The sequence below is a fragment of the Metasolibacillus sp. FSL H7-0170 genome (genome assembly GCF_038593115.1).
Taxonomy (GTDB): Bacteria; Bacillota; Bacilli; order Bacillales_A; family Planococcaceae; genus Metasolibacillus; species Metasolibacillus fluoroglycofenilyticus.
Window position 1 is genome coordinate 1,440,092 of sequence record NZ_CP151964.1, and the last position, 21,260, is coordinate 1,461,351.

General features: G+C 37.6%; 20 protein-coding genes and 1 other annotated feature. All 20 genes read right to left on the bottom strand.

All coding sequences use genetic code 11. The annotated features are described in order from the left end of the window. Nucleotides 1-151 precede the first annotated feature (151 nt). The 20 genes from MHH70_RS06870 to ftsW all read right to left on the bottom strand — a co-directional run bounded on the left by MHH70_RS06870 (nucleotide 152) and on the right by ftsW (nucleotide 21,254). On the bottom strand, nucleotides 152-1,381 hold the full coding sequence (locus MHH70_RS06870; protein ID WP_342472891.1) for an HDOD domain-containing protein: 1,230 nt from the start codon (nucleotides 1,379-1,381) through the stop codon (nucleotides 152-154). A gap of 367 nt (nucleotides 1,382-1,748) precedes the next feature. Continuing rightward, nucleotides 1,749-2,978 carry an HDOD domain-containing protein gene (locus MHH70_RS06875; RefSeq protein ID WP_066169821.1) on the bottom strand — a complete coding sequence of 410 codons (1,230 nt, stop codon included), beginning with the start codon at nucleotides 2,976-2,978 and terminating at the stop codon, nucleotides 1,749-1,751. A 358-nt stretch (nucleotides 2,979-3,336) separates the two neighbouring features. After that, nucleotides 3,337-6,096 (bottom strand): isoleucine--tRNA ligase, encoded by a 2,760-nt coding sequence (gene ileS / locus MHH70_RS06880; protein WP_342472892.1) that lies wholly within the window; start codon nucleotides 6,094-6,096, stop codon nucleotides 3,337-3,339. Between the two features lie 46 nt (nucleotides 6,097-6,142). Further along, nucleotides 6,143-6,367 (bottom strand) — a binding site (T-box leader). A gap of 175 nt (nucleotides 6,368-6,542) precedes the next feature. After that, nucleotides 6,543-7,064, bottom strand: a complete 522-nt coding sequence (locus MHH70_RS06885) for a DivIVA domain-containing protein (protein ID WP_066169815.1) — start codon at nucleotides 7,062-7,064, stop codon at nucleotides 6,543-6,545. 92 nt (nucleotides 7,065-7,156) lie between these two features. Next, nucleotides 7,157-7,945, bottom strand: coding sequence for an RNA-binding protein (locus tag MHH70_RS06890; protein WP_066170305.1), 789 nt, complete (start codon nucleotides 7,943-7,945; stop codon nucleotides 7,157-7,159). A gap of 445 nt (nucleotides 7,946-8,390) precedes the next feature. Beyond that, complete coding sequence (locus tag MHH70_RS06895) at nucleotides 8,391-8,651, bottom strand: YggT family protein (protein WP_066169813.1); 261 nt, start codon at nucleotides 8,649-8,651, stop codon at nucleotides 8,391-8,393. Between the two features lie 19 nt (nucleotides 8,652-8,670). Then, the gene (locus MHH70_RS06900; RefSeq protein ID WP_066169811.1) at nucleotides 8,671-9,165 is read right to left on the bottom strand and encodes a cell division protein SepF; all 495 of its coding nucleotides are present in this window, start codon (nucleotides 9,163-9,165) and stop codon (nucleotides 8,671-8,673) included. Between the two features lie 16 nt (nucleotides 9,166-9,181). Then, nucleotides 9,182-9,850 carry a YggS family pyridoxal phosphate-dependent enzyme gene (locus tag MHH70_RS06905; protein WP_342472894.1) on the bottom strand — a complete coding sequence of 223 codons (669 nt, stop codon included), beginning with the start codon at nucleotides 9,848-9,850 and terminating at the stop codon, nucleotides 9,182-9,184. 308 nt (nucleotides 9,851-10,158) lie between these two features. After that, the gene (locus tag MHH70_RS06910) at nucleotides 10,159-10,398 is read right to left on the bottom strand and encodes a sporulation protein (protein WP_066169803.1); all 240 of its coding nucleotides are present in this window, start codon (nucleotides 10,396-10,398) and stop codon (nucleotides 10,159-10,161) included. A gap of 195 nt (nucleotides 10,399-10,593) precedes the next feature. After that, on the bottom strand, nucleotides 10,594-11,370 hold the full coding sequence (sigG, locus tag MHH70_RS06915) for an RNA polymerase sporulation sigma factor SigG (protein WP_066169800.1): 777 nt from the start codon (nucleotides 11,368-11,370) through the stop codon (nucleotides 10,594-10,596). A gap of 91 nt (nucleotides 11,371-11,461) precedes the next feature. Then, complete coding sequence (sigE, locus tag MHH70_RS06920) at nucleotides 11,462-12,166, bottom strand: RNA polymerase sporulation sigma factor SigE (protein ID WP_066170302.1); 705 nt, start codon at nucleotides 12,164-12,166, stop codon at nucleotides 11,462-11,464. Between the two features lie 16 nt (nucleotides 12,167-12,182). Continuing rightward, entirely contained in the window at nucleotides 12,183-13,007 is an 825-nt protein-coding gene (locus MHH70_RS06925; RefSeq protein ID WP_066169797.1) for a sigma-E processing peptidase SpoIIGA, read from the bottom strand. 364 nt (nucleotides 13,008-13,371) lie between these two features. Next, nucleotides 13,372-14,559, bottom strand: a complete 1,188-nt coding sequence (locus MHH70_RS06930) for an IS256 family transposase (RefSeq protein WP_342472895.1) — start codon at nucleotides 14,557-14,559, stop codon at nucleotides 13,372-13,374. Nucleotides 14,560-14,910: 351 nt separating this feature from the next. Further along, nucleotides 14,911-16,047 (bottom strand): cell division protein FtsZ, encoded by a 1,137-nt coding sequence (gene ftsZ, locus MHH70_RS06935; RefSeq protein WP_066169794.1) that lies wholly within the window; start codon nucleotides 16,045-16,047, stop codon nucleotides 14,911-14,913. A gap of 87 nt (nucleotides 16,048-16,134) precedes the next feature. Further along, the gene (gene ftsA, locus MHH70_RS06940) at nucleotides 16,135-17,427 is read right to left on the bottom strand and encodes a cell division protein FtsA (RefSeq protein WP_066169791.1); all 1,293 of its coding nucleotides are present in this window, start codon (nucleotides 17,425-17,427) and stop codon (nucleotides 16,135-16,137) included. An 89-nt stretch (nucleotides 17,428-17,516) separates the two neighbouring features. Further along, nucleotides 17,517-17,894 carry a small basic family protein gene (locus tag MHH70_RS06945; protein ID WP_066169788.1) on the bottom strand — a complete coding sequence of 126 codons (378 nt, stop codon included), beginning with the start codon at nucleotides 17,892-17,894 and terminating at the stop codon, nucleotides 17,517-17,519. Between the two features lie 3 nt (nucleotides 17,895-17,897). After that, nucleotides 17,898-18,617, bottom strand: coding sequence for a DUF881 domain-containing protein (locus MHH70_RS06950; protein WP_066169786.1), 720 nt, complete (start codon nucleotides 18,615-18,617; stop codon nucleotides 17,898-17,900). A gap of 12 nt (nucleotides 18,618-18,629) precedes the next feature. After that, nucleotides 18,630-19,358 carry a DUF881 domain-containing protein gene (locus tag MHH70_RS06955; RefSeq protein ID WP_066169784.1) on the bottom strand — a complete coding sequence of 243 codons (729 nt, stop codon included), beginning with the start codon at nucleotides 19,356-19,358 and terminating at the stop codon, nucleotides 18,630-18,632. After that, nucleotides 19,336-20,157, bottom strand: coding sequence for an FtsQ-type POTRA domain-containing protein (locus MHH70_RS06960; protein ID WP_066169782.1), 822 nt, complete (start codon nucleotides 20,155-20,157; stop codon nucleotides 19,336-19,338). Before MHH70_RS06960 ends, MHH70_RS06955 begins: the two co-directional genes overlap by 23 nt. Further along, nucleotides 20,154-21,254 (bottom strand): putative lipid II flippase FtsW, encoded by a 1,101-nt coding sequence (gene ftsW, locus MHH70_RS06965; protein ID WP_066169777.1) that lies wholly within the window; start codon nucleotides 21,252-21,254, stop codon nucleotides 20,154-20,156. Before ftsW ends, MHH70_RS06960 begins: the two co-directional genes overlap by 4 nt. Nucleotides 21,255-21,260: the final 6 nt, after the last annotated feature.

A 21,260-nucleotide genomic window follows, 5' to 3' on the forward strand; every position in this document is an offset into this window, starting at 1 on the left:
TAAACCAATTATAAAGAACATTCTTCTTTCTAAAGTGACTATCATCTAAGCAAAAAAGCATGAGGTTGTCTGAAAAGCAGTGCATTCGCAATATATACTACGACGAGTAATCGAGGAACACACCTTTCAGACAACCCCATATAATTTCTGCTTACACTGATTTTTCCGCCCAAATCAATGCCTCGCTATACAACTCATCCATCTCATAGACATTCACCCCTAATTTTTCTCCAAATCCCTCGAGTTGGTCCCACTCTAACTTACTTAACGCAATGCTAAATTGTAAAAACGGCGTCATATCTGTTTGTTGACCTAAAAGTGTATGAACTACATTATCAGATAGGGGAAGATTTTGTACTATTTCCTCCAAATTTCTTCTTAACAATGTATCAATTAACGAAAACATACCAACTAAAAAATATTCAGAGGGATTTTGCTTCTTATTACGTTTTGCTACTATTTCGCAAACCTTCGCTCGAAAAAGAGATGTACGCATAATTTCTTCACGAAAATCCTGGCTATTTTCTATTTGTATTTCACTCATCGCTATAAAATAAATCCATTTTCTTAAATTTGGTATACCTATCATCATAATCGCTTGTCTTATTGATTGAATTCTCGATTTAAACTGCCCTGTTGCGATATTGATTGTTTGTAAAAGTTTATATGTTAAAGACAAATCACGCTCAATATTTTCCGCGATTAACTGAACATTTGGTTCTTCTTCATTTAACAATAACAATGTATTTAAATATTGAATCGTATTAGGGGGAATACTTACACCAGCCAAAATTTGTGGCTTCTCGAAAAAATAGCCTTGGAATAATTTATAGCCTAACGTAAAAGCACTATTAAACTCTCCATATGTTTCAACCTTTTCTGCAAGTAACTGAATATGTGGAAAATTCATTTTTACTTTTCTTTCAATTTTAAGCCGTTCCTCCATGTCGGATAATAGAAAGTCAATTTTAATAAAATCTACATGTCGAAAGAGCTCATCATATTCTTCTATTTGTTCATTTAAAATAAAATCATCTAGCGCAATTTTAAAACCTTTTTCTTTTAATGCATACACTCTTTTAATAAGCATCTTTGTAATAGGTATATCCTCAAGTATTTCTATTACTACTTGAGCTGGATCTAGCCAATCAAAAATAGAGCTATACAATAAATTTTCAGTAAAGTTTACAAAGATAGGCTTGTCCTTCATCACTCGTTCTGCACCAATATGTAAAAGGCTATTTACCAACACTTTTACGGTTGCTGTGTCGGAATCTATATTGGGAAATTCGTTTAAATTTTTACTTCTATATAATAATTCATAAGCTATAACTTCCTTCTTAGCATTAAAAATCGGCTGTCTTCCAACAAAAATATCCATTCAATACCCCTTCTTTTTACATAACCTATTGTATAATTAACCCAATTTAATTTTTAACAGACGCACTATTCAATATAAGCTATAGCTCTAAACAATTACTGAACAATAACAATGGATAGAATAAATTATCTAGGCTATCTAAGGGAAAGTTAACCGTAAATTTCTACATAAATTTTCAACTAACATTTTAAAAAGGCCCCTAATTAAATAGGATATTTTTCATCTACTTAATAAGGAGCCTACCTATTTTATTGATTACGCCTACGTTTTGTGGGAAATGCATTGCAATACTTTAAAAGTGGGATTAGAATAGACGAGATATTTTTTAACATAGCTTCATTCTATTAAACTGAAAATTCGAACTTCTTTACAATGATTTTTCCGCCCAAGCTAACGCCTCGCTATATAGCTCATCCATCTCATGTATATTTAATCCTATATTTTCTCCTAATGCTTGAAGCTTGTCCCACTCTAATTTGTCGAGTGCCATGCTAAATTGTAAGTATGGTGTCATTTCTGTTTGCTGACCCAGAATTGTATCAATAACACGATTAGATAAAGGTAACTTTTGGACAATTTCTTCTAATGTGCTCTTTAATAATATATCAATTAAAGAAAACATGCCGACTAAAAAATATTCTGGATGATTTTTCTTCCTGTTACGCTTTGCTAATATTTCACAAACCTTTGCGCGAAATAAAGAGGCACGCATAATTTCCTCAAAAAAATCCTCCTCGTCATCAATTTGGCGCTCACCCATTGCGACGAAATAAATCCATTTTCTTAAATTCGGTATACCAATCATCATAATTGCCTGTCTAATAGAATAAATTCTTACCTTTACATGCCCAGTTGCATTATTAATCATTTGCAGCAATTTATATGCTAGTGATAAATCCTTTTCAATGTTTTCAGCAATTAATTGTACATTTGGATTTTCCTCACTTAATAATAGCAAAATGTTTAAATACGGAATCGTATTTGGTGGGATGCTATTGCCTTTGACAATTTGCGGCTTTTCAAAAAAATAGCCTTGGAATAACTGATAATTCGAGGCCTTCGCTGTCTTAAATTGATCATACTCCTCCACCTTTTCAGCTAGCAGTTGAATATGTGGAAATTTCTCTTGTACTTTTCTTTCAATTTTTTTGCGCTCTTCAAGCGTTGTTGCCAAAAAGTCGATTTTAATATAATCGATATATTGAAACAACTCATTATAGCTTTCCACTTGCTTATCCAAAACAAAATCATCGAGAGCTACTTTAAAACCTTTTTCTTTTAACTCACGTACTCGTTGAATGAGTTTTGGCGTAATCTGTACGTTTTCTAAAATTTCAATAACTACTTGTGATGATTTTAAAAGCTGGTCGATGGAGCTTTCCAATAAATTTTCTGTGAAATTTATAAAGACAGGTTTCCCTTGAGTAATTTTTTCTGCTCCTATATGCAAAAATGAATTAATCAGTACTTTAATTGTCGCTACATCTTCATTAATCATTGGAAATGCAGTCAGATTTTTATTACGATACAATAATTCGTATGCGATAATTTGTTTATTCGCATTAAAAATTGGCTGCCTTCCTACAAACACTTCCACTATTATTTCACCCCCTTGTATTTACATATTTTTCACCCACTAGATGATTATATCAAACTTATATTAAAAATAGGTTAAAAAGACCCAAAAAAATTCCTATTAAAAAGAAGAAAAATAGAGTAATTATAAACTACACAAGCAATGCCTTTCTAGCTAATTTCATCCCTTTCTCTCACAAATAATCTATGTTTATGCTGTTATAATTGAAAATACTATATATTTATGAAAAAGAGGCTTCAAGTTTCGTATTTTCAACCTTTAAATAAATGTATACATTTTTGAACAATTTAATAAAACAAAAATTGCCTGAAAAGCATGCAAACGCATCACTTTTCAGGCAACTCCTTATTCTAAATTATTAAACATAATATTTCTCTACAACATCCGCGCAACGTGTACATAATGTAGGGTGATTCGCATTTGTGCCAACATTTTGTGAAATTGTCCAGCAACGCTCACATTTTTCACCCTGTGCTTTTTCAACAACAATCGCTGTTTTATCCAGTACTAATGCATGATTTGGTGCATCTGCCTTCGCACCAGCCACTTCGAACGCTGAAACGATTGATAATTGAGCAAAATTAACATTAGCATCTTGTAAGAGTACCGCTACTTCTTCATCTGCATAAACTGTTAATTTGGCCTCTAATGATTTACCTATTGTTTTAGCATTACGCGCTTCTTCTAATGCTTTTAACACCTCATCACGTACCGCGATTACTTTCGTCCACTTTGTGCGTAAGTCTGCAAAGTTTGCTTGCTCATCTACCTCTGGGAAATCTGTTAATTGAACTGAAGCTTCCTCTTGCCCTAAGTAAGACCATAGCTCGTCTGTCGTATGCGGTAAAATTGGCGTTAGCACTTTTAATAATGTCATTAACGTATCATACATAACTGTTTGCATTGCACGGCGGTCTTGTTGGTCTGCCCCCTCAATATAAACAACATCTTTTGCAATATCTAAATAGAATGAAGATAGCTCAATTGCCACAAAATTATTAACAACCGTATAAACTGTTGAGAATTCATAGCGGTCATATGCTGCACGTACAGTTTTTAAAACCTCCTGTAAACGCATATACATATATTGATCCATTTCACGTAGCTCGCTATAGGCAACACGGTCTGCCGCTGGATTAAAGTCAGAAACGTTACCATGTAGGAAACGCAGTGTATTACGAATTTTACGGTATACTTCTGAAACCTGCTTTAACATATCCATTGAAATACGTACATCACCTGTGTAGTCGACAGATGCCACCCATAAACGTAAAATATCGGCACCGTATTGGTCCATTACTTTTTGCGGGATAATGACATTTCCTAATGATTTACTCATTTTGCGCCCTTCACCGTCTAATACGAATCCATGTGTTAATAGACCTTTATATGGTGCATGACCATTAATAGCTACAGATGTGATTAATGATGAGTTAAACCAGCCACGGTGTTGGTCAGAGCCTTCTAAGTAAAGGTCTGCTGGATACTGCATTCCTCGCTCTACAAGCACACCCTGATGTGATGAACCCGAGTCGAACCAAACATCCATAATATCGTTTTCTTTCGTAAATTCACCGTTCGGACTACTTGGATGCGTGAAGCCTTCTGGTAATAATTCCTTTGCCTCTTTTTGGAACCAAATATTTGAGCCGTGTTGACGGAATAATGCTGCCACATGCGCAATCGTTTCAGGTGTAATAATTGCTTCACCATTTTCTCCATAGAAAATTGGAATCGGTACACCCCATGCACGCTGACGTGAAATAACCCAATCGCCACGGTCACGAATCATATTATAAAGTCGCGTTTCCCCCCATGCTGGTGTAAAGGCTGTTGCAGTTACCGCGCTTAATAATTCGTCACGGAACATCTCTACAGATGCAAACCATTGTGGTGTTGCACGATAAATAACAGGCTTTTTCGTACGCCAGTCATGTGGATAAGAGTGTGTGAAGAAGTTGAGCTTTTCTAATGCGCCTACTTCTTTTAGCTTTTCGGTAATCGCTTTATTCGCCTCGTCATAGAACATACCCTCAAAGCCAGGTGCTTCATTCGTATAGCATCCACGATTATCAACAGGCGATAACACAGGAAGTCCATATAGTTTCCCAACATTAAAGTCGTCTTCCCCGTGCCCTGGTGCAGTATGCACACAGCCCGTACCAGCATCTGCTGTTACATGGTCACCTAGCATTACTAATGAATCACGGTCATAAAACGGATGCGCTGCGACAACGCGGTCTAATGCCTCTCCTTTTAATTCCTGTACAATTTCATAGTTTTCCCATTGTAATTCTGTTGCAATTGTCTCTAATAAATCTTTCGCAATGATAAATTTGTTATCAGCAATTGCTACTACTACATATGTTAATTCAGGGTTTACTGTAATCCCAAGGTTGGCAGGTAATGTCCAAGGCGTTGTCGTCCAAATAATAAATTTTGCATCCGCTGGTACAGCACCCTTTGTATCTTTAATCGTAAAGCTTACATAAATAGATGGTGATTTCACATCTTTATACTCAATTTCTGCTTCTGCTAACGCTGACTCTGAAGAAGGTGACCAATAAACCGGCTTCAAGCCTTTATAAATATAGCCCTTCTCTGCCATTTTACCGAACACTTCAATTTGGCGTGCTTCAAACTCTGGCTTTAATGTAATATATGGGTTTTCCCAATCACCGCGCACACCTAGGCGTTTAAATTGCTCACGTTGATTATCGATTTGCTCATATGCATACTCTTCACAAAGCTTGCGGAATTCTGCAACTGACATTTCTTTACGCTTAACACCTTTATTTGTCAATGCCTGCTCAATCGGTAAGCCATGTGTGTCCCAGCCCGGCACATATGGTGCATTGTAGCCAGTCATCGAACGATGGCGCACAATCATATCCTTTAACACTTTATTTAAAGCGTGACCGATATGGATATCACCATTCGCATATGGTGGTCCATCATGTAATACATAATGCGGTCGACCTTTCGTGCGCTCCTCTACTAACTGATAAATATTTTGCTCGTTCCATCTTTCTTGAATTTTAGGCTCGTTTGCTGGTAAATTTCCGCGCATCGGGAAATCCGTTTTCGGCATTAATAACGTTTCTTTATACTCTACCATTTGTTAAAACCCTCCTTAATAAATAAAAAAGCCTCTCATCCCTCGAAAAAGGGACGAGAAGCTATAACTCGTGGTACCACCCTAATTTACACAAAAATTGTGTCTCTTAGAACGCTGTAACATAGCGTTAAACGAAATTACCTACTAGAAGTCGTTTTCAGTAATTTAGCTAAGAAGTGATGTTCCGTTTTAATTGTTTCGTCTGAGCTCCCACTATCCCCAAATCGCTAATCAGCAATTAAAACATACTGTCTTCCTTAAATGCTATTATTCATATGTATCCACAGTATATGAAAAACAGAAAAAAACGTCAAGTTCTATAAGCTAATCGATTTAGAAATTTTAATGTGGGCGTCCAAAATGCGTGCAAAGCACTGCTTTTTAGACAGCCCTATTAAAGTCTAGATTCGTGTCAGCTAAGACGTAATGGATATGGCAAGAAGCCTTTAGTTTTCGTCGTTTTCGCCTACTTTTACTTGCTCTTGAATATCAGTTAAGTCCACATCGTATTCAAGCAAATGCTCCCAGTCATCGGTATTTAATAAATCTAGCTGTGCTTCAACGAGCATTTTGAAGCGATTGCGGAAAACCTTTGATTGCTTTTTCAGCTCATCAATTTCAATTGTAATTTTACGTGCTTTTGTCAAAGCATCGTTAACAATGCGATCAGCATTTTTTTCAGCCTCTTTGACAATGAGCTTCGCTTCCTTTTGTGAATTACGACGAAGCTCCTCAGCAGCATCCTGTGCTACAACGATGGATTTTTGCAATGTATCTTCAAGCGTATTAAAATGATTAATTTGCTGTGACATCATTTTCACTTTCTCTTCAAGCTCTTTTTTGTCGCGCAAAATAATTTCATAATCTTTAATAATTTGGTTTAAAAATTCATTTACTTCGTCCTCCGCATAGCCGCGAAAGCCTCTCGTAAACTCCTTATTATGTATATCAAGCGGTGATAACGGCATTACATGACACTCCTTTATCTATTCGTCTTTTCGTCTATTATAAAGCTTTTATGCAATTATGAATATGGTAATTCATAAAAAACAAGCCATTTTTATGATTTTTGCTCTAAACGACCTATTTGTAAACGAATTTTATCCTTTTTTGTTCGTCCTTCCGTCATAAGTACCTTGAAGCGTCCAAAACCCCTGACAGAAACGATATCACCCTCTTGCAATTCAAAGCTTGCATTCTCGCGCACCGTCCAATTGACCTTCACTCTGCCTGATGATACTAAGTTTTGTGACTTTTGACGTGACATATTTAAAATCGTTGCAATCACAACATCTAGTCGCATCGAAGGTATTAAAACAAGCTGCTCTACCCATTGCTCCTCTAATTGAATAAGCGGTATTTGCTCCTCTACTTCCTCTAGATGAACCTTTACTTTTCCAATGCTCGTCAAATTAGCTCTTACGTAATCAGCAACTTCACCTGCAACTGCAAATTGAATCGTGCTCTCCGCTACTCGAATATCCCCAAACTTGCTTCTATCTATCCCTAGTGATAATAGTGCGCCAAGCACATCAGGATGCTTTAATTGCACAAATTTTGCGGGATATTGAACGCGGAAAATAGTAATTTGAAACTCCTCGGTTGTTGCTGCAAAATAGCTTGGTGCAATGATTAGGCGTTCGCGCTCTGCTGCATCAAATTTGCCCTCTGTCTTTACTTGTAAGTCATCCGTCTGTCCGATAATAGAAAATACAATAAAACGTTCTCGCGGGTCTAAAAAATCAGTTAGTTTCGGTGCATAACGATCCTCTACTTCTCGTTGCCAGCCCACAACTTGTTCAATAAATGGCTGCTCATCCTTCCTAAAATGCTGAACTAAACGCTCCATTTTTTTATCTCCATTTTCCAATATAATAAAAGAGCTGTCCCAAAGACAGCCCCCTTCTATCAATTATAGCTTGGCGTAATTGCAGAAACCGTCACGTTCTGTAATAACGGATAACTGACCTGCATCACGCAGGCCTCCCTTCAAAATCTGTGACATCCGCCAGAGGCTTTAGACCAACGCGATGTTGGTCACTCAGCCGTTGCCGCAGGATGCGGTAGTCTTAGACTGAGTTCATCTTTATCAGCAAGTATCCCGCCACCTATAGAGATGGGAGACTTCTTTACCTGTCACTACGCTTTCGGTACAAAAAACATTGCTGAAAGACGTTAAATGCAATAAAAACTTAATTCATTTTAATCTTAGGAAAAAGTCCCTAATCTAGTGTTATTACTTTACGAAACGTCCAAAAGGCAGTGCCTTAGCACGCTTTTTGGACGCTCCCTACTTAAATTATATAACTAATGACGATGAAAACACCTTGCTGAATAAAGCGTAATGCGAACAATGCAATAATCGGTGAAATATCAATCATGCCAAGCGGTGGAATGAATTTTCTAAAAAAGCCTAGATATGGCTCACAAAGCGTTGCTAAAAAACGCCCTACTGCTGAATCTTGTGCTGCTGGTATCCAAGACATTAAAATATAGCCAATTATCATAAATGTATATATTGTAAACACTTGGCCAATAATTTGATAAATAATCATATATATATCCTCACTAATTCTAAATATCTTCTAAGTAACTTGAGATTTCGCCCGACACTTCTACATTATCTGGTGTGCATAAGAAAATATCAACACCCACTCGTTGAATGTCCCCACCTAATGCATAGACTGTGCCGCTTAGAAAATCAATGATACGTCTACCTTGGTCAATGTCGATGCGCTGTAAGTTAACAATTGTCGCACGTTTATTTTTTAAATGCTCTGCAATATCCTGCGCTTCCGCATAAACACGCGGCTCAATAAGTATCACTTTTGAGCCTTTCGACGACGCAGCAGCTTGTAAACTAACTACATTATTGACCGTTTGTGGTGGTACAGGCTCTTCATGTATTGAAATTTTACGTTCTTTTTTTACACGATTATTAACGACAGGCCTTGGCTGGTCTTGTTGCTTCGGTGGCTCGTATGAAGTTTTCGGCGTTGTTTGAACTGTTTCCATCTCTTCTTCTTCATCTAAGTAAAAGAAGTTTTTTATTTTATTTTTCATACTCATTTTTTATCCCTTCCTTCTAGCCAACAAGAGCTGTGCCAATTCTTACAAATGTCGCACCTTCCTCAACGGCAATCTCATAATCATTTGACATCCCCATCGAAAGTTCTGTACAAGGTGCGTACGGCAGCTTTAGTGCCACAACTTCCTGCTGTAATTTTTTCAAATTGCGAAACACTGAACGGAGAAGCTGCTCATCAGCTGAATACGGTGCCATTGTCATTAAGCCAACAACTTCAATTTTTGTCATTTCACTTAAGCTATGGAGAAAGGCGATTGCTTCTTCAGCTGTCAAGCCATGCTTCGATTCTTCGCCTGATACATTTACTTGAACGAAGCATTTAACAACTTGCTCTGCTCGCTTTTCGATTTCCTCTGCTAAGCTTAAGCGATCCAATGAATGTAAGTAATCAATTTCGTTTATTACTTGCTTCACTTTGCGCGTCTGCAACGAACCAATATAATGCCAGCTTGCCGCTTGTTGTATAGCTTCTCTTTTCGCAAGCAATCCTTCTGGGCGATTTTCCCCTAAATGTAACAGGCCCGCTGCAATTGCTTCATTTGTGCGCTCTACGTCAACCTCTTTTGTCACTGCGACAATATGCACTTGCTGCTGCGCACCACTTCGCTCTTGCGCTTGTTTTATCTTCTTTTGAATTTGCTCTAAATTTTCAATAATTTTTGTCAATTTACTCCCAACTTTACAACAATAATTTATTTTACCTTGAATATCCGAAACCTACCTTGAACAGTACAATTAATTCTTTTTAAAAAACTTCATGTTTTTTGTAATGATTAATACGGAGATTGCTTACAATCTATTTTATTTCATTGTAACAAGCCTATTGTGATTTATCAATGAATAGCTTGCTCTATCCCGCATTAACAAGCAATATTATTTTCAATTAATTTGTGTCGAAAGTGCTAAAATCCTAAATGAGGGTAATAACATTAAAGTTCCATTGATTCACCTTATGTCCATTGTCCTAGCGCATGTTATGACATTATTCCTTTGACTAAAATAACATCCTTCCCGATAGTTAAAATATCTTGAATAGCGATTTTTCGCGTTGCTTCTTCCGCCTGAAAAATATGCAATATTTTTTTCGGTTCTGCAACAAGAAAGCCCGTAATCATCCCACTTTTTTCGCAAATTTCAGCATCGACAATATAGCCGATAAAGCGCCCGCTTCCTGCCTCAATAATTTCCTTTTGCTGCGCAACAGAAAAACGCATAACATCCCTCCTGAATTGTAGACAATTGTGTCTGTGCCTGGCACCTTTTTGTGAAACAACAAAAATCCACTTACAACGAGTGCGTCTAAGTGGATTAGGCTCATTCTAATTTTATTTTCAAAAAGTCATTTAACTACTAGCTGTATAATAACTAACTGAAAAGAGGTGCGCCAGCCTGCTTTCCGGTTAGCTTACTCACTGCTGTAAATAATCTGATTGCATGAGTTCAATGGCGCTTTTTTCTAAGCGAGAAATTTGCGCTTGCGATATCCCTAGTGATTTTGCAATTTCTGTTTGTGTTTCACCGTAGTAAAAGCGCTTTGCTACAATTAACTGCTGCCTTTCGTCTAATTTTTGTAGACTCTCCTTCACTGAAACATAATCTACCCACTGTTCTTCCGATACCTCTCCCTTTAACTGGTCCATTAAATACATTGCATCGCCGCTATCTGAATAAATAGGCTCCTGCAATGAAACCGGGTCTTGAATTGCATCAAGTGCGAATAAAACATCTTCAGGCTTCATTTCAATTGCAGCTGCTAATTGCTCAATCGTTGGCTCATATAAATTTTCAGTAACAAATCTTTCTTTCGCCTGCATCGCTTTATAAGCAATATCTCTTAACGAACGTGACACCCGAAGTGCATGATGGTCGCGTAAATGTCTACGAATTTCACCAATAATCATCGGTACAGCATATGTCGAAAATCGGACATTATGCTTTAAATCAAAATGATCAATCGCTTTTAATAAACCGATGCAACCTACTTGAAATAAATCGTCTGCCTGCTCACCACGATATGAAAAACGTCCAACAATACTCAATACTAAACGTAAATTACAAATAACTAGCTCCTCACGTACAGCTACATTTCCTGCTTGTAATTGTATGAATAACTCACGCATTTCTTCATGCTTTAAAACTGGAAGCTTCGATGTATCCACACCGCATAGCTCTACTTTTGTTCGCATCAACTATTCCCCTCCGAACGATTATCTTTCGTTCAGTTTGTCCTCTTGCGATGTAGGCTATGCGTAAAAATTGGCGGCAAATTCATCCAAGTTATGCAATTGGCGCATTTAGATACTCTCTTAATTCCAGTATTATTTTTTTCTCTAATCTTGAAATATATGATTGCGAAATGCCTAAATGATCTGCTACTTCCTTTTGTGTCATTTCTTCCTTGCCATTCAATCCAAAGCGACATTCCATAATGTATTTTTCGCGTGGGTTTAGACAATTAATAGCGCTGAACATATGTTGACGTTCAATTTTACGCTCGACATCATTTGTAATAATGTGTACTTCTGTTCCTAAAATATCAGATAATAATAATTCATTGCCATCTGCATCTGAATTTAACGGCTCATCAAATGATACTTCACCCTTCATACGGCTTGTTTTGCGTAAATGCATTAAAATTTCATTCTCAATGCAACGTGAAGCGTATGTTGCAAGCTTTATATTCTTTTCTTTATTAAATGTCTCAATTGCTTTAATTAAGCCAATTGAACCGATACTAATTAAATCCTCAATCGGTGTACCTGTATTATCAAAGCGTCGCGCAATATAAACAACAAGACGCAAATTTCGCTCAATTAATGTATCTCTTGCAGATAAATCTCCATTCATAAAGGCTTCAACGACAGTTAATTCTTCTTCTCTAGTCAATGGTACTGGCAATGAATCATGTCCTCCTATATAGTATGTTCCTTTGCGAAAGAACTTACTCCAAATATTTTGCAAATACGCTACTAGTTTTTGAATCAATCATTCTCCTCCTTTATTGTTGATTGGAAAGCGCTAAAACATGAAGCATCATATCGGCTTGCTGCGGAAAATTGGCATCATTTTTGGTTAGTACGACATAGTGTCCGGTCACCTTTTCTTCATTAATCGTCCATTCTGTTAAACGAAATGCAGGTACAATCGCCTTATGCTGTACAGTTGTCAGTGGAATAAGGCGAATAGATGTCAACCATTCACGTGGAAACATGGATAAATTATAAGGTGCTGCTGCGTCCCATGAATTAATGGCATCATTAATGGTTGCAGGTAGCTTATCCTTAATCATGCGATAGGAAATAAAATGCACCGGCTGCTGACTAATAGGCTCCGTACACATATTTCCGGTATCTATAAAACCACGTAGCTGCAATTCTGTATCACCTAAATGCAATTTGCATGTCACTACATAGCTTGCCTGTATTTTTTGCTGCCAAAAGTCTCTCCACTTTATTTCTGCCCACTTTGAACTAAAAATAGCAAGTAAGCTACAAAGCGTGATATAAAAAAGCAATGAACGACCTGCCAAAAAAGGTTGTACCGCTGTTAATAAGCCTCCTAGAAATATAGTTGCCACAACAAGTACCGCTATTTGTTTCAGTAAAATGCGATATCGGAATGAAAAAGCAATGCCTGCTAATAAAAGAGCACTTATGACACCTATGAATAATGATGGTGTAAAAATAGCACTAAATGTACCACTTATAAAAGCAGCAACAAGCGCTCGCTTTTTCGTCACATACACATTTGTTATTTTGCTAATAAACAAGACCAGTAAATAATTAAATAGTGTATTTATCAATACAAGCCATTCGCCAACCATGTATCGCTTCCTCCTGATTAGAAGCTTACCATTAACACTATGTTAGAAATTGTCACTTCATTGTATTCAACTAACAAAAAATTTAGACAAGAAAACGCAAAAAAATCGATGAAATGACAAAACATTTCACCGATTTTTTAATTTACAGTAGCTGCGCCGCTAGTTAGTTTGCAGTTGTTCATGGAATATTTGCAGCTTTTTAATTTTATTTGCGATTTCCTAAATATATTTGAGTCAAGTACAGAATCTTGTGTAAAATTCCCTGGGTACCTTTTGTATTTGTACTGTTTTTATATGTGTGGTGTATGGGAAAGGGCATGCCCTTTCCCATACACCACACATTTCGCGCGGGACCGTCCTCCTGTTATTCTTCCAAGTAAACATTTCTTACATTAAAGCAGCTTTTTTTCCCTCGAAGTCCATCTTCTATATCCATTAAAGTAGCACCAATCAAACGGAAAGCCGAATCATGATTTGGAAAAATGCGTATCACTTTTTCACGTCGGCGAATTTGAAGGTTCGTATTTTCTACACGGTTTGTCGTTCGAATGTGCTGATGCAATACGACTTTAAATTGATAAAACTGTGTTACCTCTTGAAAGCCTTCTTCCAAAGTAAGCATGGCCTTTTCATATTTTTCTACATCTTCATACTCATCTTGAAGAGCTTCATATTTTGCCTTGGCATCTTTTAGCGTGAGCTCCTTAAAAATAGCTGATACTTTGCGGCGGAATGCTTCGGATCCCTTCTTTGGCACTTTGGAAAAAATATTTCGCATGAAATGGAATAAACAACGCTGCCATGCCGTTCCTAGAAAACATTCTGAAATTGCCTTTTTTAATCCTTCATGAGCATCTGATACGACCAATTCAGGCTTTGACAATCCTCGTGCCTTGAGCTCTTGAAAGAACGTTTTCCACGCAGTAGCAGATTCTGTTTCACTAATTTTAAATCCTAAAATTTCTGTTTTTCCATCATTCGTCAGCCCAATCGCAATATACACAGCTTTAGCTATCACTCTACGAGCTTCTCGTACCTTAATATACATCGCATCTACATATAAAATTGGATACGTCTGGTAGTGAATAGGACGGTTTGCCCAAGTCTTCACAATAGGGTCTAGCTTCTTTGTCAGGCTCGAAATGAAAGAGGGCGATACTGATTCCCCAATCAGCTCTTCTATCACCTTTGTCACCCTGCGTGTTGAAACACCCTGTACGACCATTTCAATCATTGATAAAATAAACGCTTTATCTGTTCGTTGGTAGCGTTCAAATAATGTCGTGGAAAACTTTCCGTCACGCGTACGAGGCACTTTCAACTGAATCTTGCCAATCGCCAATGTATAATCACGTTCGTAATAGCCATTGCGTTGCCCTGTTCGCGTTTCATTGCGCTCGTACGCATCAGCCTTTAGATACTCATCACGTTCTTTTTCCATATACTCATTCAACGTTAAAATCACAAGCGATTTAATCGTACTGCTCATATCTGAATCAAGTATCGCCGCTTCAATTTCCCCTAAGTCTAGTGTAAGATTAAGTTGAGTCATATTAATTCCTCCTAATGTTTTGGTTGCACAATACATTTACCCAGGAATTGATATGACTTTTCACTTTTACACAATTATATATACATATTCATATATTTGCGCCCATGCCCCGCTCCATTTTATTCACAACCTCTAGGCAACTATAGTTTTTCGAACTAACTGTCGCTTGATTTTCTAGCTATCTAAAAGACAAAAAAATCGATTTACCTTGAAAATAATAGAGTAAATCGATTTTTTAGTGCGCTGCTTGAGCAGCAATAATTTTAATAAGCTAAAACCATTGCCAAAACAGAACGTATGTGCTAAATTTGATTTATAAGCCATTCATAAGGATACAAAAAGTAATCTTATTTATCCGCGATTTCTACGATTGCGTAAAAATGTTGGAATGTCTAACGTATCTTCTTGCTGATAGTTTTGTGTTTGGCGCGGTGCTTCTTGCTGAACGGCCTCTTGACGTGATGGCTGTTGCTGTGCAGGAGCTTGTTGACGTGCTCCCATACTTGGTCGCACATTTTGACGCTGCGTTAGTATATCATCTGAGAAGCCTGTTGCAATAACAGTTACAATAATTTCATCGTCAAGGCTATCATTAATAACCGAACCAAAAATCATATTTACCTCTTCATCTGATGCCGAAGCTACAATATCAGCTGCTTCCTGTACTTCAAATAAGCTTAGATTTGTACCACCTGTAATATTCATTATCACGCCTTTTGCACCATCAATTGATGTTTCAAGTAGCGGACTTGAAATAGCTTTTTTCGCAGCTTCTGTCGCACGGTTTTCGCCGGAAGCAATACCAATCCCCATTAACGCAGAGCCTTTGTCAGACATAATTGTCTTAACATCGGCAAAGTCTAAGTTAATTAAACCAGGTGTTGCAATTAAATCTGAAATGCCTTGTACACCCTGACGCAATACATTGTCTGCTTCACGGAATGCCTCTAGCATAGGCGTTGATTTATCAACAATTTGCAATAGCTTATCATTAGGGATAACAATCAGTGTGTCGACAGCTTCTTTCATTGCGCCGATACCGCCAACCGCCTGTGTTTGACGCTTGCGTCCCTCAAATGAAAACGGACGTGTAACAACACCTACTGTTAATGCACCTAAATCACGTGCAATTTGAGCAATTACTGGCGCTGCACCAGTACCAGTTCCGCCACCCATACCAGCAGTAACGAATACCATATCTGCACCGCGTAATACCTCTTCAATTTGCTCTCGGCTTTCTTCGGCTGCTTTTTTACCGACTTCTGGATTTGCCCCTGCGCCTAATCCACGTGTGAGCTTTCCACCAATCTGTAATTTATGTTCAGCTTTTGATAGATTTAAAGCTTGAGCATCTGTATTTACTGCAATAAAATCTACACCTTGTACACCATGTTCAATCATACGATTAACAGCGTTATTACCGCCACCACCTACTCCAATTACTTTGATGACAGCAAGCTGATCACTACTTGTATCAAATTCTAACATTATTTCTCCTCCCACTTCGCTCGACTTTTAGCCCGAATTACTTACGCTACTTCTACTAATTGAAGTTCCACAATTATCGTAAGTCAACTATTCAAAAAATTTATTAAAAATATTTTTTGCTCTATCAATCACGCTTACTTTATTACTATTATCTGTATATTCTACTTGCTGAGATTGCTTTTTAGCAGGAGTCGATTGTGTCGTTGCCGCAATATATGGTGATGCATCTGTTATTGGACTTCTTCCGTAGAACTTATCATCCGCATATGCATAACGAATTAACCCTACCGATGTTGTAAACGCTGGATCGCGCACGCCAATGTAATCTGGCACAAACACGCGCACACGCGTCTGCATCACTTCTCGTGCAAGCTGTGCAATTCCTTCTAGCTGTGCTACGCCACCAGTAATAACAATGCCTCCTGGCAAATCACGCACACCTAAGCGCGCTAATTCATCTAGCACTAGCTCAAACATTTCTTCTAAACGCACACCGATAATTTCGGCAATATAACGCTGGTTATATTGATCTGTTGTATCTGTTCCTACTACAGGAACTTCAAATAATTCGTCATCTGAAGCATCGTCATAGAAGGCATGTCCAAACTGTCTTTTTATTTTTTCAGCTTGTTCTGTCGGTGTTTTTAAGACAATTGATAAATCTTTTGTAATATGCTCTCCGCCTACTGGGATAACCCCTGTATGCTTTAATAAGCCCTCCTCAAAAACAGCGATTGTTGTTGAACCTCCACCTAAATCGATGTAAGCTGTACCTTGATTCTTTTCATCTTCTGTTAAAGCAAAATAACCTGCCGCTAAAGGCTGTAAATAAATTTCTCGAATTTGTAATCCAGCTCGTTCTACACAACGCAGCACGTTATGTAACAAAGTTTTCGAAGTCGTAATCATCGTTGCATCCATTTCTAAACGAATGCCTATCATACCGCGCGGATCTTTAATTTCATCAAGATTATCCACAATAAATTGCTTAGGTATTAAGTTCACTAATTCACGTTCTGGTGGGATAGACATCACTTGTGCAGATTCGATGACGCGCTCTAAATCATCATCGCCAATTTCACGATTTTCACTGTTTACAGCAACAACACCTTTTACCGGTTGTAAAAATGTTTGATTTGCTGGTACTCCTAGTATAACATCGTGTATTTTAATGCCCGTCATTCTTTCAGCCTGCTCAACTGCTTTTTTAATTGATTGTACTGTCGCATCAATATCAACAATGGCGCCTTTACGAATTCCAGTCGATTTTACGTGACCGACACCAATTACATGTAATTGTTGCTCGCTCATTTCACCTATTAGCACTTTAATAGAGGATGATCCGATATCCAGCGAAATATATATATCTTGTTGACTCAACTCGCTGCACCTCCTTCTAATACTCCTAATGTTCATTCTATTGCAATTTTTCGCTGTTGTCTAAGCTTATTCGCTTTTGTAACGAAATTTTAATGAGATTCATATATTTTCTCTTGCTTTTTTGCTTTTCGCTCATCAAGCTTCGTTAATACAATCCGTCGAATGACTGCTATATTTTGAAAAAGTCGAACGCCGAATGCAAAAATTGCCGCTAAATATAAATCAACCCCGATATGGACACCTAAAAAGGCAAGTCCTGCCGCAAGGGCTATATTAAAGAAAAAACCTGAGATAAACACTTTATCATCGTATACTTCCTGCAACTTTGCCCGTATACCACCAAACATTGTATCAAGGGCAGCTAATACAGCAATAGATAAATAATTTTCATATACCGCCGGAATTTGAATATCCGTTAGCAAACCTAGCGCAATACCTAAAATCAGTCCTAAAAGTGGCAGCCACATATTCTAATCCCCTTTATTCGTCTCACTCAAATAGCTGCTTGTTATTTGAGTTGCTATATTTTTAATTGAAATAGAGCTTTCTACCTCATTTACAACGAGCTCTAAGTTATCAATGTAAAACTCGTCCATCAATGAGGATGATAGTAAATAATTGTACAATCTTTGCGCTAGTTCTTCAGATGGCATAATTATTTTAATTTCTACATCAGTTTTACTGATTGGTACGCTATTTATTGTCGTGACGCCGTTAATCTCCCGAATAGCCGAGGTATGTAGCAGCCTTTGTTTGTCAATTTCGACATATTGACCACCATTACGGTAAATATCATTGACTAATCGAAAGAGTAGCTCTGGAGAGATGGCTTCAATCTGATAGCCATACTCAATTAATTCTTTAGCAGGCTTTATCTTCAATGTTAAACCTGGCCCTGTAACAGGCAGTAAGCCTATTTGACGATGCAAATCAGTTACTGTTTCTCGCAACACTAGCTCCGGGTCGCTTGATTCAACATCCTCATATTTCCGAACGACTTCATTCAATGCTTGAATATTCGTCAATAGCTCAGAATGTCGCTTTTTCTCCTCTGATAGTGCTTGCCGTATTTCCCAAATATCTCTTGTATCTCGCTCTTTCGGATTTTGCATCGTATTATATTGCACTGCTAGCATAAAACCAATGACAAAGGAAATAAGTGTAATATGCAGGTTTTTATTATTTTTCATTTACCTCCCCCCTCAACTTTCTGCCGTATTGGAAGGCATAGAAATGATACTGCTTTTTTCAAAAGTAACACTAATTCGTTCATTTAGTAATTGATCAAAAACTCCCCCTGAAATTTCTAAAGATGCAATTAATGTATCCGGCTCTCCAATCGCCTCAATAACAAAGGGGGCAGGTGATTGTTTTCCATCAATTGTAATTACAGGACCGTTACAGCTTATATAAGAGTTTGTTTTTAGGCGTTGACCATTAATGGCAATGGCTTCTGCTCCCGCAATCTTCAGCTCCGTTAGTACTTTGAAAATATGGCTTTCATGTACAATATAATCGTTTGGGTTTGTTGAATTTGGATCATATTCACCATCAGCTAGTGTTAGACGGATACCTTGTCCCTGTCCAGCAATGTCACCAAGTAAAAGCCGTAAACGCTCCGCCTCAGCGACTAAATCCTCATGCTGCTCTGCACTTGATGTTAACTGCTTTTCATAGTTGCGAATCGTTTGTTGCAAATAATTTAGCTCGTCCGTCAGCTCTTTATTACGTTCCTGCTGTGTAATGAGCTCTTCACGATACGTTTCCTGTTGCTGAAAATAAATCGGTGAACTTGAACTTAGTTTTTTATTATCCTTCGTCAAATTATAAGAAATACCGATAATAAAACCAATCATGATGGAGACGATGAGCATAATAAAGTATTTACGTTGAAACAAGGATGGTCTATTATTCTTCTGATTGTTCTTCATTTTGCTCCGCTCCTTGCTGCTCGTCCTCTGCTTCCTCTATCTTTTTATACTCCTCCAAATAAGAGCGATAATATGAGCCTACTTCAATATCAATAACACCCTTTTCATAGCCCTCTGTATTTTCAATCCATGCAACAAACGATGGATAATAGTTAAGCTTACTGGCAAGTGTTGTGATTTCTGCACGCACTTCATAGCCATCATTCATAAATAATGTTACAGCGTAAGGGTCTGTGCTTGTTGGTGTTGCTTTAATTTGCGAAATCATCGACAGCACTTCTTTATCGAGCTTTGCTAGTTCCTTTAATAAACGCTTTCGTATTTTCTCATCGTCAAATTGAAGGAATATTGGTGCATCGATCGGTAATAGCTGACCTTGTAAAGGTAAAATTATGCCATTTTCCAACATCGGGTAAAAGTCATTGTCCTTCGCAATATAAGCCACTTTGCTCCATTCCTCTATCGAGATGGAAACAGTCGTAAGCCATTTTCGTTTGACGGTAACAGCCTTTACCCAATCTAGCTTCAATATTTGCGCCTCGATATCTCCTTCCCGAAAGCCCCACATCGAGTCACCTATATTTAAGCCTGATTGCTCCTTATAAAATGTCGTATCTTCAATGCTTCCCCCGGTCACATCAATTGTTTTAATATCACTATAAGGTGATTGGAAATAAAGGAGTAAAAACAAAATAACACCGAAAACTGTGGTCAGTAAAATAAATTTAATATTCGAGCGACGCCGGCGTTTCGCGCGAAGTGTAGGGATGCGTTCTTCTATATCAATTACTTTTTTCAATTTTTACTCCTCCTTCCTGTTGTATTCGTGATTTTAATGATAAGAGCGACCGTTAACCAAATGACGATTAATGACGTTCCACCGTAGCTAATAAATGGTAAAGTAACACCCGTCACTGGCAGCAAGCCGATAACTACTCCGATATTTAAGCAAGTTTGTAAAACAAGCATCGTCGTTAAGGCGCTAATCATATAAAACTGCTCTAAGCTATATGCCCTGACAGATAGCGCATAGCCACAATAAAATAAAGTGGCAAATAAAGCTAAAATGACTGCTCCCCCGACAAACCCCATTTCCTCCAATATAATTGAGAAAATAAAATCATTTTGTGGCTCTGGTAAATATAAATACTTTTGACGACTTTGCAAAAAACCATGTCCAAATAAGCCGGCGGGACCGATGGCCATTAAAGATTGCACCGCCTGAAAGCCACTTCCTAGCGAATCAGACCACGGATCTAAAAAGGATTGAATTCGCTTTAAACGATATGGCGCAGAGATGATAAGCCCTGCTAAACCTGCAACACCTGCAAGCATTAAAAATATATAAAGCTTAATCGGATATTTTGCGATAAAAAGCAAAATAAAGGCCGCGACAACTAAAATAAATACAGAGCCAAAATCAGGCTGAAGCATTATTAGGAGAGCTGGTAAAAATAAAATAACAAAATGCTCTAGCTTAACGACTCTTTCAAAGGATTTAACCTTCGCTAAACGGACACTTAAATATAATAATGTCGTGATTTTTACAAGCTCTGCTGGTTGAATCGTTAAAGGACCAATTCCAATCCAGCTCCTAGAGCCATTACGCCAAATACCGATGCCGGGTATTAATACGATAATTAACAGCGCTAAAGAAAATAAATAGAGCATGAAAAGCTTTTTTTCTGTTAGCTCTGGCCCTTTTATAATGCTAAAAAAAACAATACACGCTAGAACAAAATAAATAATTTGCTTTATATAAAAAGGCGTTTGTCCTTCATAATGAACGGAGCTCCAATATGTACTGGCAGAGTACACAAACACAATCCCTATAAGTGTCAACATCAATGCACAAAAAACAAATAGCTTTTGGTAATGGTGCGTCAGTAAGGGCATCCTTTC

What these genes read in the sequence shown, in the direction of transcription:
- MHH70_RS06870 (WP_342472891.1), bottom strand. Translation starts at nt 1,381, where the DNA reads ATGGATATTTTTGTTGGAAGACAGCCGATTTTTAATGCTAAGAAGGAA.
- MHH70_RS06910 (WP_066169803.1), bottom strand. Translation starts at nt 10,398, where the DNA reads ATGCGTTTTTCTGTTGCGCAGCAAAAGGAAATTATTGAGGCAGGAAGC.
- MHH70_RS06945 (WP_066169788.1), bottom strand. Translation starts at nt 17,894, where the DNA reads ATGTGGCTGCCACTTTTAGGACTGATTTTAGGTATTGCGCTAGGTTTG.
- MHH70_RS06890 (WP_066170305.1), bottom strand. Translation starts at nt 7,945, where the DNA reads ATGGAGCGTTTAGTTCAGCATTTTAGGAAGGATGAGCAGCCATTTATT.
- MHH70_RS06900 (WP_066169811.1), bottom strand. Translation starts at nt 9,165, where the DNA reads ATGAGTATGAAAAATAAAATAAAAAACTTCTTTTACTTAGATGAAGAA.
- sigG (WP_066169800.1), bottom strand. Translation starts at nt 11,370, where the DNA reads ATGCGAACAAAAGTAGAGCTATGCGGTGTGGATACATCGAAGCTTCCA.
- ftsZ (WP_066169794.1), bottom strand. Translation starts at nt 16,047, where the DNA reads ATGTTAGAATTTGATACAAGTAGTGATCAGCTTGCTGTCATCAAAGTA.
- MHH70_RS06950 (WP_066169786.1), bottom strand. Translation starts at nt 18,617, where the DNA reads ATGAAAAATAATAAAAACCTGCATATTACACTTATTTCCTTTGTCATT.
- ftsW (WP_066169777.1), bottom strand. Translation starts at nt 21,254, where the DNA reads ATGCCCTTACTGACGCACCATTACCAAAAGCTATTTGTTTTTTGTGCA.
- MHH70_RS06930 (WP_342472895.1), bottom strand. Translation starts at nt 14,559, where the DNA reads ATGACTCAACTTAATCTTACACTAGACTTAGGGGAAATTGAAGCGGCG.
- ileS (WP_342472892.1), bottom strand. Translation starts at nt 6,096, where the DNA reads ATGGTAGAGTATAAAGAAACGTTATTAATGCCGAAAACGGATTTCCCG.
- MHH70_RS06955 (WP_066169784.1), bottom strand. Translation starts at nt 19,358, where the DNA reads ATGAAGAACAATCAGAAGAATAATAGACCATCCTTGTTTCAACGTAAA.
- MHH70_RS06925 (WP_066169797.1), bottom strand. Translation starts at nt 13,007, where the DNA reads ATGGTTGGCGAATGGCTTGTATTGATAAATACACTATTTAATTATTTA.
- MHH70_RS06895 (WP_066169813.1), bottom strand. Translation starts at nt 8,651, where the DNA reads ATGATTATTTATCAAATTATTGGCCAAGTGTTTACAATATATACATTT.
- MHH70_RS06885 (WP_066169815.1), bottom strand. Translation starts at nt 7,064, where the DNA reads ATGCCGTTATCACCGCTTGATATACATAATAAGGAGTTTACGAGAGGC.